This window comes from Salinivibrio sp. MA351, from assembly GCF_001996065.1.
GTDB classification, from domain to species: domain Bacteria; phylum Pseudomonadota; class Gammaproteobacteria; order Enterobacterales; family Vibrionaceae; genus Salinivibrio; species Salinivibrio costicola.
This window is the reverse complement of record NZ_MUFG01000045.1, coordinates 1-10,240: the sequence shown is the minus strand read 5'-3', so window position 1 is coordinate 10,240 and position 10,240 is coordinate 1. Positions and strand designations below refer to the sequence as shown.

The 10,240-nt window shown below is 42.1% G+C and carries 15 protein-coding genes; 12 read left to right on the top strand and 3 right to left on the bottom strand.

The features are described from left to right. Window positions 1-69: 69 nt before the first annotated feature. The 7 genes from BZG78_RS14935 (at window position 70) to BZG78_RS14905 (ending at window position 5,187) form a co-directional block, all read left to right on the top strand. Window positions 70-405 (top strand): transposase, encoded by a 336-nt coding sequence (locus BZG78_RS14935; RefSeq protein ID WP_077661652.1) that lies wholly within the window; start codon window positions 70-72, stop codon window positions 403-405. Continuing rightward, window positions 357-1,244, top strand: a complete 888-nt coding sequence (locus tag BZG78_RS14930; protein WP_077661651.1) for an IS3 family transposase — start codon at window positions 357-359, stop codon at window positions 1,242-1,244. Before BZG78_RS14935 ends, BZG78_RS14930 begins: the two co-directional genes overlap by 49 nt. A 191-nt stretch (window positions 1,245-1,435) precedes the next feature. Beyond that, the gene (locus BZG78_RS14925; protein ID WP_077661650.1) at window positions 1,436-2,611 is read left to right on the top strand and encodes a GTPase; all 1,176 of its coding nucleotides are present in this window, start codon (window positions 1,436-1,438) and stop codon (window positions 2,609-2,611) included. Window positions 2,612-2,777: 166 nt separating this feature from the next. Then, entirely contained in the window at window positions 2,778-3,086 is a 309-nt protein-coding gene (locus tag BZG78_RS14920; protein ID WP_077661649.1) for a DUF1643 domain-containing protein, read from the top strand. A 280-nt stretch (window positions 3,087-3,366) separates the two neighbouring features. Next, window positions 3,367-3,690 carry a hypothetical protein gene (locus tag BZG78_RS14915; RefSeq protein ID WP_077661648.1) on the top strand — a complete coding sequence of 108 codons (324 nt, stop codon included), beginning with the start codon at window positions 3,367-3,369 and terminating at the stop codon, window positions 3,688-3,690. Window positions 3,691-3,803: 113 nt separating this feature from the next. Further along, window positions 3,804-4,508 carry a hypothetical protein gene (locus tag BZG78_RS14910; protein ID WP_077661647.1) on the top strand — a complete coding sequence of 235 codons (705 nt, stop codon included), beginning with the start codon at window positions 3,804-3,806 and terminating at the stop codon, window positions 4,506-4,508. A 100-nt stretch (window positions 4,509-4,608) separates the two neighbouring features. Further along, the gene (locus BZG78_RS14905) at window positions 4,609-5,187 is read left to right on the top strand and encodes a hypothetical protein (RefSeq protein ID WP_077661646.1); all 579 of its coding nucleotides are present in this window, start codon (window positions 4,609-4,611) and stop codon (window positions 5,185-5,187) included. 22 nt (window positions 5,188-5,209) lie between these two features. On the opposite strand, the gene BZG78_RS15520 is transcribed toward BZG78_RS14905, so the two are convergent. Continuing rightward, window positions 5,210-6,166 (bottom strand): IS110 family transposase, encoded by a 957-nt coding sequence (locus tag BZG78_RS15520; protein WP_199877211.1) that lies wholly within the window; start codon window positions 6,164-6,166, stop codon window positions 5,210-5,212. A gap of 357 nt (window positions 6,167-6,523) precedes the next feature. On the opposite strand from BZG78_RS15520, the gene BZG78_RS14895 reads away from it, so the two are divergent. The 4 genes from BZG78_RS14895 to BZG78_RS14875 all read left to right on the top strand — a co-directional run bounded on the left by BZG78_RS14895 (window position 6,524) and on the right by BZG78_RS14875 (window position 8,840). Then, window positions 6,524-7,021, top strand: a complete 498-nt coding sequence (locus BZG78_RS14895; RefSeq protein ID WP_077661645.1) for a hypothetical protein — start codon at window positions 6,524-6,526, stop codon at window positions 7,019-7,021. A 22-nt stretch (window positions 7,022-7,043) separates the two neighbouring features. Further along, window positions 7,044-7,403, top strand: a complete 360-nt coding sequence (locus BZG78_RS14890) for a hypothetical protein (protein ID WP_077661644.1) — start codon at window positions 7,044-7,046, stop codon at window positions 7,401-7,403. After that, window positions 7,340-7,879, top strand: a complete 540-nt coding sequence (locus tag BZG78_RS14885) for a hypothetical protein (protein ID WP_199877210.1) — start codon at window positions 7,340-7,342, stop codon at window positions 7,877-7,879. Before BZG78_RS14890 ends, BZG78_RS14885 begins: the two co-directional genes overlap by 64 nt. Before the next feature lie 337 nt (window positions 7,880-8,216). After that, window positions 8,217-8,840, top strand: a complete 624-nt coding sequence (locus tag BZG78_RS14875; RefSeq protein ID WP_077661642.1) for a Type 1 glutamine amidotransferase-like domain-containing protein — start codon at window positions 8,217-8,219, stop codon at window positions 8,838-8,840. Window positions 8,841-8,900: 60 nt separating this feature from the next. Here BZG78_RS14875 and BZG78_RS14870 read toward each other — a convergent pair whose 3' ends face one another. Next, the gene (locus BZG78_RS14870; protein ID WP_241824056.1) at window positions 8,901-9,293 is read right to left on the bottom strand and encodes a PIN domain nuclease; all 393 of its coding nucleotides are present in this window, start codon (window positions 9,291-9,293) and stop codon (window positions 8,901-8,903) included. A gap of 5 nt (window positions 9,294-9,298) precedes the next feature. Next, window positions 9,299-9,493, bottom strand: coding sequence for a type II toxin-antitoxin system VapB family antitoxin (locus BZG78_RS14865; RefSeq protein WP_077460653.1), 195 nt, complete (start codon window positions 9,491-9,493; stop codon window positions 9,299-9,301). Between the two features lie 158 nt (window positions 9,494-9,651). Here BZG78_RS14865 and BZG78_RS14860 point away from each other — a divergent pair. After that, on the top strand, window positions 9,652-10,240 hold a 589-nt coding region (locus BZG78_RS14860), incomplete at its 3' end, for a hypothetical protein (protein WP_131826091.1).

Genomic DNA, 10,240 nt, shown 5'->3' with positions numbered 1-10,240 from the left:
AGTAAATCCAAGTGACGCTGGACTTGATCCGTTTTACTGGACACGCATCGACGACCTGAGGAGGTCAGTATGCCAGCCTATAAAACGGGTAAAAAGACAGCGCAATATTCACTAGACTTCAAACTAAAAGCGGTTGAATGGAGCTATGAGACGCATCGAACAGTGAAGTCGGTTGCAGAGGCGCTTGATATCCATCCATTCATGCTATCGAAATGGCGTAAAGCGTATCGAGATGGAGAGTTTGGTATGGTCAAGTCCCTAAAAAATAAAGTGAAGCCAGACAAGGCGGAGGATGAGTTATCGGCGCTCAAGCGACGGATCACGGAGCTTGAAGAGGAGAACGATATCTTAAAAAAGTGGCAACGCTTTCAAGCAGAACAAAGGCGCAAGCCTACCGATTCGTAAAGCAATATAGTGATGTTTACTCAGTAAAGAAGCTGTGTAGGCACCTTTCTGTGTCTCGTAGTGGCTATTATGATTGGCTAAGCCGCGGACAGTCAGGACACGCGCGCGCAGATAGTGAGCTAGGCGCAGAGATAGCGTTCATCTACCGTAAAAGCGAAGGCAGATATGGGAGTCCTAAAATCCATGCGGCGTTGAAGGCAAAAGGTCTCGCAGTGAGTCGTAAGCGTGTGGCCCGCTTGATGCGAGAAGCCGGTTTAAAGGCGAGAGTGGACCGTGTTTACCGTCGTCAGAAAAAGAGTCGGACGTTCTTTAAAGGACTCGTCAATCGACGTTTAGAACAAGAAAAAGCGAGCAAAATCAATCAACAATGGACCGCGGATGTTACCTACATAAAAGTAGGAAACCGATGGGGCTACTTAGCGGTAGTGATTGATGTTTACTCAAAAAAAGTACTTAGCTGGGCGCTCAGCGACAGACTTGATTCAAACTTGACGATGTTCACCATCGTCAAAGCACTCGCTAGCCGAAAGCCTAAACGGGGACTGCTATTTCATACCGACAGAGGGCGCGAGTATTGTGCGGATAGGGTGCGACATTTACTGGCGGAACACGGTGTTGAGCAGAGCATGAATCGGCCAGGGAAATGCACGGATAATGCAGAAGTCGAGTCGTTCTTTAAATCGCTTAAGGGCGAGTTAATCAAAGATGCACCGATTGCTAACTTAAGGCACTTACGAGAGAAGCTCAGAAAATATATTCAGTACTTTTATAATCGAACACGGTTACACAGTAGCATTGGCTATATGTCGCCGATAGCGTTTGAAAAACAATGTACTTAACGAAAGACGTGTCCGTTAAAGTGGGTCAACATCACCCAAATCGTCGCGCGGCTTTGGGTGATTGCCGCTTCGCGTCAGTGTATCACCAAAAAGCACCCAACAATTTGGGCGCGTGATTGGGGCGTTAGCAAGAGTAACCACTGGCAATCGATAATTCTAAATTTTAACTGAAGTGATGCGGAGAAAAAGAAATGAGCGATTATAAGGATTTCCTTGGCGACAGCTACAACGAGGAAAGCGGTGAGTTTAATCATGACAAAGCCAAAAATAAGGCTGTTAATGAAAAAGAACGATGCAATGTAATTATTTCTGGTGCCAGCGGTGTAGGTAAAAGCACTTTGATTAACGCTATTTTTGGCGAGGAAGTTGTTAAAGCCGGTGCAGGAAAGCCTATCACTCAGCATCTTGAAAAAATTGTCATCCCTGAAAAAGGTATTTGCCTTTGGGACACCAAAGGCATAGAGGCTGAAAACTATCAAGATACAATGGCATCACTGGAAAATGAATTCAGGCAAGCCATTGATAACGCCAATGACGACAGCGATATTCCTCATATTGGCTGGGTTTGCATAAAAGCCAGCAGTGATCGAGTGGAAGACCGCGACCTTACGTTGATTGGCCTTCTCGAGAAACGTAATATCCCCGCCATCGTAGTTTTCACCCGTGTTACAGGCAAGTCAGAAAGAGAATTTGTTGAAGAAGCAAAGCTTATCATTGACAAAGATTATAAAGACTTTTTGAGCGGAGCTTATGTTTCCGTTAATTCTGTCCCCTATGAAATTGACGAAGATATTGTGGTAAAGGTCAAWGGGCTTGAATCCCTGACTGAGGTCACTGAAGCGCGATTTCCTGAGGGTAAGAAATCGGCAAAAAATGCCTTTCTAAAAGCTCAGCGCTCAAAAATAGAAAAGCGCCTTACCGCGATGAAAGAGGGTGCCAGAAAAATGGTTCACGTTGCTTCCGCCGCAGCCGGAACAGCGGGAGCTTCACCGATTCCTGGGTCTGATGCACCTATTCTTGCAGCAATACAAAGCACTATRATTTATAAAATCAATACCGAATTCGAACTAGATGCGGATAATTCAAAAATGACATCAGTTTTGACTGGTATTATGGGAGTTACCGCACTGGCGCAAGTGGGTAAAGCTGTAGTATCTAACGCCCTGAAATTTATTCCCGGCGCAGGCACCCTGATCGGCGGAGCTATTTCTGCATCCACAGCGATTGCAATCACGGAAGCTGTCGGCCACGCCTATATTGCTGTATTGGAAAATTTCTTCGACATGGAAAAAGGGGAGGTCGTTTTGCCAGAGAATTCAGCTCGAATCATATCTGTATTCAAAGATGTGTTCAGTTACAAAAAGTAATTGCCGGCGTCAAGAAATTTTGGGTGATTTATGTTCAGCTCGACTTCCGTATCAGTCGAGCTGAGTTATTGCTAACAAGTTGCTACACGCGGATAAATTACTCGCTGCGCTCCCAATTTACCGGTGAGCAAGGCGTTAGCAAATAGCAGTTTACAGTAGGAGTACGATGGAAGTTCAAAAAGCGAGTAGTGTTGTCAAAACAACAAGCTCAAGATCAAGTTGCGGAAAGTTTCGATTTCTTTTGACCAAATGTTGGGAAGCTAAGTCAGAGACAAAGCCTAGGGGGTTGTTTATATGTGAAAACCCCTCAATCGTAGACGAGCTAAAGTATGACCAAACATTAGCGAATATTACTACCCTTGCTGTTATGTGGGGATGGAGTGGTTTTGAGTTAGTTAATGTACATCCTTCTTACTCCTCCGATCCAAAAAAAATCCAGCTCTCACAAGAGGCGGAAAAGAAAATTCAGAATTAATTGATAAAGCTGTTGCTCGACATAGCCTAATAGTTATTGCAACTGGCGGAGGTCACATAAAGGTAGTAAATAAGATAATCGAGAACTATCCAGATAAAATGTACTTGTGTATTGATAACAATGCCGATGGAAGCGGTAGACACCCTTCTAGGTTAACGATTGAAAATCACCCTAAACCGGAGCTATATAAAAAAGCAATTAGCTAACAAAGCATTGCAGCGGACAAGCCGCTAAATGCGGCGTTATACCTACTGTTAACATATTCGGAAAAGGGGAATTCATGACTAAATTGAAAGATGTATATAATTTTCAGTGCAAGGTTTTTGAACCAGAAACGTCAGAATTATCTGTGAAAGAGCTGAAAGTTATGTTGAAGCAATTATATGAATACTTCCCATATACAGACAAAGGCGATGGCAACAAACAGCCTTATGATACTGACAATGACTACTCGAAAAAATGGTTTAAATGCTATGATCATTTGTTAAATATTTTGTCGATGAAAAAACAAGAGTTTCGCTATAAGTTATCACTCTCATTATCGATAGTTGCGATTGTAATATCAGTAATAGGTGTTGCAGTAAGAATTACGGTTTCAGGGTAATTAGGTATAACAAGCCGATTCAATTGACGCAATTAAACCACACGATTGTGGTTTAGAGTTTTTCAACGCTTCGGTTGCTTGCAATGCGCAATTGATTGGGGCAATAGGTGACTATGACTAATAAAATTTTGTACATCTCTTTGGCCATCGTCTTTGGCGCATCAATCGCCTCGTCAGCATTTCTCYCCATTTCCGATATGGTCTCGGGAATGATTGCGGTACCAGGGGTAGCTGCATTGATGGGTGCCCTTTTCCAGGTCGGCAGAGATGCAGCAGCTTTTGAAAAACAGAGGACGCTGCAAACGGATCAACAGGTTTTCGCAATTGGCGCCTCCTCTCATATGTCTACGGTAGCGTTTGACAAACACGTAGAGTTTTGTGAGTCCTACATGTCTGAGGTCGACGAAACTATAGGTATTTTGTTTCGAGAGGGACCGACCGAAGAAGCAACTAATTGTGCAGGCCGACTTTTCTCACTGAGAAGAAAATACGCTGCGTGGATTCCTCGCTCGGTAGCTTTGGAGCTCGATCCATTTGAAGAAGCAATTATGAAAATCGGCACGAAGACCCATCTTGTAGAGGCTCTTCGGGGCGAAGAACGAGCTGCCCGCGATAAAGCCATCGATGAGTCGTACAACGTATTTACTAACGTACTCGGGCTTAAGAAGATGAATGAGGAAGCCCCAGATCACCGTGAAGAGATAGCGGTAGAGAACGTTAAAGAACGAGTACGCGGTATTCTAGGAATCAACGAACTGTTTGAAATTCGTAGTTTTATCATTCATCGGTCGGCGGAGTTCATCCGAAAGTCCACCTAACCAGTGCAGGCACGGCGACGCCCACTAAATTGCGCCTTCGGCTTCATTCCGTGGGCGCGCATGCTGCAAGCGTTAGTTTTATCTAAGGGATATAGTCACAATGGAAACATTTGTTGAAGTTTTTATTAACTTCTTTATGAAAAGCACCTCTGCATTTATAGGTGCGTTATTTGGAATGTTTATCGGTCTCGGATTTGTCCTTAAAGATTCGGTCGAAAGTAACTGGAAGAAAAGGTTTAGAGAGCAGGTTAAAAAAGGTGTTTCTAGTGGCTCTTTGAAGTTTGATGATATCACTCATATTCAAGAACGGTGGCAACAAAACCGTCAATCAGTTTTGTTTAGTTTACGTCTAATGCTTTCAGATGCAATCGCTAGTGAGGATGAAGAACTGAAGAGCAAAGTTGAGGAAATTCGTGACCTGATCATAAGCCATGAACAACATGAGCCTTTCTCTGAGTTACCTGAAAATATCAGCTTACAGTTAAACTCTCTAAAAGGATTGGGTGTAGGCGTAGATAGCCAAATAGTACAGTTAGCAAGTTCATTGACGGACTTGTACTCTAGTAACAAGACAGAGATCGCAAAACAAAAGAAGTTCGCTATTTGGGGATTTATTGTAGGTGTGCTTGGGGTGCTTATTAGTATATCGAGTCTACTCATCGCACTATCACAAAACTAACAAACGAGTATGTCGTCAATCACTAAATTTTAGCGAGATTTTTATCCCACATCACGCCGTCTCTAAGCATCGAATTTAAGATCACTACCATCTTGCGCACACAGGCAATAATGGCGACTTTTTTCGGCTTTCCAGCGGCGACTAATCGGGTATACGTCGCTTTAAAAACAGGATTACATTGCATCGCAGACATCATCGCCATATACAACACGGTACGAACTTGAGCACGTCCACCTTGGATCACCCGTTTGCCTTTATATCGCCCACTTTCTTTTGTCACGGGTGCAACACCAATGAGAGATGCCGCTTGTTTGTTAGTTATATAGCCCAGCTCAGGGACGTTACTGATGATAGATGCTGTCGCAATGCTGCCAATGCCAGGCACGCTTTGTAAGAGCGTATTTTTAGTCTGATATTCAGGGCATGCTTCAATCAACTTCACGAGTTTTTGTTCGATGTTGGTGATTTGATTTTTCATCGCAGTGAGCATGGGTTTGATGGTTGAATGCAAGGTTTTGGGCAGTATCTGCAAGCGGTTCTTTTCCATCGTTTGCATAGATAGGAGCTGGTTTCTCCTGATGATTAAGTCACTCATTAGACGTATATTTTCCGCCTTGATAATGGTGATTTCAGGCTTAATGGCGTCGCCATAATGTGCAATTAACTCAGCATCTAAGCGGTCATTTTTCGCTCTGCGGCCAATGGCGCCGGCGAAGCGTTTAATGTGCACAGGGTTGGCGCGTACGATGGGTAAATTGGCTTCAATACACGCGAGCACAAAGGACATTTCTAATCGGCCAGTGGCTTCAATGATGATGCGCTCAGGCTGATATGGCTTGATGATTTTCAATGCATCTTTAATGCCTTTATCAGTGTTTGGCACAGAGAAGAAGTGCGCAGTTGGTCTGACGTAGATGTCGAGTTGCGCTTTGCCGGTATCGACGCCGATGTTGATGCTTTGCTTGGGTGCAGTATTCATAATAAGCTAACTCTTGTTTGCGTAATACGGGTTCGAGACCCAGTCGAGTATTCGAGTTTGTTGCTTGGAGTTCTAAGGTGCGTTCATGTTTGTTATCGGTCTCTCGACAGAGGAGCCAGCGTTCAATCGAACTGCACATTAGAAAGCTTTAGTTGCAGCTAAAGCCTGGGTCTCACTTTACCCAAATACGAGTGAGATTATCCATACAAACGCTTTAAGACGGATTCGCAACGCTCGGCGGTTTTAGTTTGATTCGGCTTTTGTGTTTACGGCGCAATAATTGAGTATTGTGTTAGCGTCGCTCACACCTTAATGCGGCGTTATGCTTTTTTGCAATAAATCATTAAGAGGTAGCAAGTGGACAATACAATTTTGGTAGCGATAGTCTCCGCAGTTTCTGCCGTTGTGGGGGTGGTTATTTCTCAGATTTCAGTGCTACTTAAAGAGCATTTAAATAAAAAACACCTCAAACGAATTCTTTTGCGTGAGAAGTATGAGGAGCTAGCTGATTGTATTCAATCGGCTATGGTTAACTCCAATAAAGCTGCAGACTGCAGAAACATCAGTGAATTAATGAGTTTTGGTATAAATGAGCCCTTACGGAAGGCAATGTCACTGTCATTGATCTATTTTCCTGAATTCAAAGATGAGGTTGGACATTTCCAAAATATGTATATCTCTTACTATAACGTGCTGACTAAAAGCTATAGCCGTCAGATTAATGAAACAGTAGGTACACAAGCTGCAGCACATAATCGAGAGGCTTACATGAAAACCGCAAATGATTTCGTATTGGCTCGCCATGAGATTGATAAATTGTTGGAACAGCTCGCGCCGAAATACACCAAAGCATAATACAATGTTAGGGATATATGTCATGACATCGATAGTAAGTTGGTTCCACAATGAAGGGCATGATTCAATTTGGGCTGTTGGCGATTCAAAAATTACAAATGCTAATTTAACAAGCTCTACGTTGATTGATATTGGTGCAAAAATATTTAGTATTCCATTAATTTGTAAAGGAGTGGGTAAGTCTGGTTTTCTGGATACAACCTTTTTAGAAACAAAAATTGGTTTGGCATACGCAGGTAGTTCTTTAGTAGGATTAAATGTACAAGCTGCATTAACTACCGTATTTRCGAATTTAGGGGGACTGGCACAGCTCCAAGTATGGATTCTATTGCTGATTTCTCAAAGAATATTATTAAGAGCTATATTAATACATTGGCAGTAACAGCAGAACGAGGAGCTTTGTGTGAGTTCTCGATGTTCGGGTATTGTCATGAAGATAATGAATTAAAAATGTATCACTTAAAACCTGATTTAAGCAGTGGAATGTTTGATATAGAAATCGTTAAATACCGAGAAAGCGAAGTCGAAAGCGATTTTGTATTGTTACTAGGTGACAAAAAATCTGAAATTAATCAAGAAATAGCTGATAAGCGTTCAAATTACTCCGCAGATCATATTCTATGGCAAAGAGCCCCGCAGACTGTATTAAAAGAAATAGTACAAACAGAGAAATATGAAACTGTAGGTGGTCATATTCAAATGGGTATTTGCGATCCATCAGGCTTTCATCCTTATTCCACGCTAAATTATGTTAAAGGTGAAGAACCAAAAGCATACCTTAGTTATTTAGGCTTTCACACATCGGGAGACTCTGGGCAGGTCGGGAATTGTTTTGTAAATATCAATGGAATGATTTAAAAATCCCTAACAAGCACTTTAAACGGAACAAAAACAGTTGGCTACGTTTCGCTTCGCTCCACATTATAGCCAACAATTTTTGTCCGCTTAAGTGGGCGTTAAGTTTCTAGAAAAGTGTTCGGGAAGAAAGGARATGTAATGAAAAAGATTTTTTTAACTTCATCTTTCGTGGATGTGGCAGATTTATTCGTGGAGTTCGCCGAGGAAAAATGCGCAGGAAAAACTGTTACATTCATACCTACGGCGAGTCTTGTCGAAGATGTTACATTTTATGTGGATGCTGGCAAAAAGGCCCTTGAAGAACGCGGGCTAATTGTTGACGAACTTGAAANATGTAATGAAAAAGATTTTTTTAACTTCATCTTTCGTGGATGTGGCAGATTTATTCGTGGAGTTCGCCGAGGAAAAATGCGCAGGAAAAACTGTTACATTCATACCTACGGCGAGTCTTGTCGAAGATGTTACATTTTATGTGGATGCTGGCAAAAAGGCCCTTGAAGAACGCGGGCTAATTGTTGACGAACTTGAAATTTCAACGGCAACCAAAGAAAAAATAGATAGTACGCTCAAAAAGAATGACTATATCTATGTTACTGGTGGTAATACCTTCTTTCTCCTTCAAGAGCTGAAAAGAACAGGCGCGGACACAGTTATATYTGAACAAGTAAATTCAGGGAAAATGTATATTGGTGAGTCTGCTGGTTCCATTGTGCTTTCACGCAATATTGAGTATGTAAAAGAAATGGATGATTTCACTGCCGCGCCGAACATTGGYACGTTTTCATCATTAGGAATGATTGATTTTTATCCGGTTCCTCACCATACAAACTTCCCATTCAAAGAGTCAGTCGAGAAAATCATTTCTAGTTATAAGGACGAAATAGATCTTTGCCCCATTAGCAACACACAAGCGATTGTCATACATGACAATAAATTTGAAGTCTGGGGTGAAAAAACTTAACAAKTTACTGCATTGGAAAAATAACTCGCTGACGCTCGTCATTTTCCGGTGAGTAAAGCGTTATGTTTCTCTGAGGGCAGGCTCAAGCCCAAGATGATCAACAAAGGGGATAAAGTCGCGATCCAAAAACAGCAAAGGTAGCTTTTTCTCTATGCAGAAAGTCGCGATGATCACGTCGGCAGTTTTTCGGATTGTGATGCCCTTTTTGCGAAGTGCCCTATAATTGTCAGCGCAAACAAGTGCCATGTCTTTGCCAAACATTTCATACTGCTCCAGCGAGAGCAGGCTCTGTTTGGTCTGACGATAGTGTTTGTCGTTGCGGATGCCTTGAAGGATTTCCAGAAATATGAGGTCGCCGATAGCGACGGATCCGTGGACTATTGAGGCATCCAGCAGGTCAGTGTGCGGGTTTTTGACTCCGTTGAAATAGTCGATCCATACACTGGTATCCACCAATATCATCCGGCGCCCCGCATTTCATCCAGGTCGCCTTCCCACTTGATTTTGCCTCGCAGTTTTCGAATTTCCTGCTGCTTGCTAAGCTGAACTAGAAGTTTTAGACCTTGCTCAACAGCCTCTTTTTTGGTTTCGTAGCCGGAGGCTTTGAGAGCTTCTGCCATCAACTGGTCGTCTATGACGATGTTCGTTCTCATGTCGCACCTATGTGTATCGATTTCGGTTTCCATACACAATCTAGCACGTCAGGAAGAACATAACAATCGGCTGCACAGCGACCGATTTTCCGCCGCTTCGCGGCTCCAAACCGGCGCGTGAGCCGGGCGTTATATTTATTTAAAATAAGGTGTTCAAAATGATTAAAATAATTATTTATGTATTATTTCTTATTCCAAGTATATCGTTAGCCTCTTCAGAGAAGCTTTGTAACAAGCTTGGTGGCGGAAAAGATGATAATTTTTATGCTTATCAATTTTGCGACTTTTTAACGGGAAATCCCGTAACCCCAATTGTTGCAAGTACAAGAACAGTTGCAAAAGGAGCAACGGGTCTTAAAAATGAAGATGGTCATTGGCATGGTTTTAACTTGAACCTTTATAAAGACAAAATAGTAATAACGAAAGAATTTAGCACAAGAATGTATGGAAAAGCTATTATTCAATCAGTGCAAGGCAGTATAGATAATGGTGATCCTTTTGATTTCAAAGTGATAAATTATGGTTTCGGTGATCGTTTAGGTAATACTCCTGGGGTTGTACGTGAAGCTGTTCTTTATGATGATTATTATACATCTATATCTGAAGCAATAAGGAAAGGCGAATCAATAAAAGTTGTGTGGGTGGAAAAAGATTTATCAATGGGTAAGAGTACTGAATATATTATGAAATTTTCATTGAAAGACTCAGCAATATTTATAAATCACTTAAGCAAGGATGCATTTACGC

What these genes read in the sequence shown, in the direction of transcription:
- BZG78_RS14885 (WP_199877210.1), top strand. Translation starts at nt 7,340, where the DNA reads ATGGATTCTATTGCTGATTTCTCAAAGAATATTATTAAGAGCTATATT.
- BZG78_RS14865 (WP_077460653.1), bottom strand. Translation starts at nt 9,493, where the DNA reads ATGAGAACGAACATCGTCATAGACGACCAGTTGATGGCAGAAGCTCTC.
- BZG78_RS14920 (WP_077661649.1), top strand. Translation starts at nt 2,778, where the DNA reads ATGGAAGTTCAAAAAGCGAGTAGTGTTGTCAAAACAACAAGCTCAAGA.
- BZG78_RS14935 (WP_077661652.1), top strand. Translation starts at nt 70, where the DNA reads ATGCCAGCCTATAAAACGGGTAAAAAGACAGCGCAATATTCACTAGAC.
- BZG78_RS15520 (WP_199877211.1), bottom strand. Translation starts at nt 6,166, where the DNA reads ATGAATACTGCACCCAAGCAAAGCATCAACATCGGCGTCGATACCGGC.
- BZG78_RS14915 (WP_077661648.1), top strand. Translation starts at nt 3,367, where the DNA reads ATGACTAAATTGAAAGATGTATATAATTTTCAGTGCAAGGTTTTTGAA.
- BZG78_RS14905 (WP_077661646.1), top strand. Translation starts at nt 4,609, where the DNA reads ATGGAAACATTTGTTGAAGTTTTTATTAACTTCTTTATGAAAAGCACC.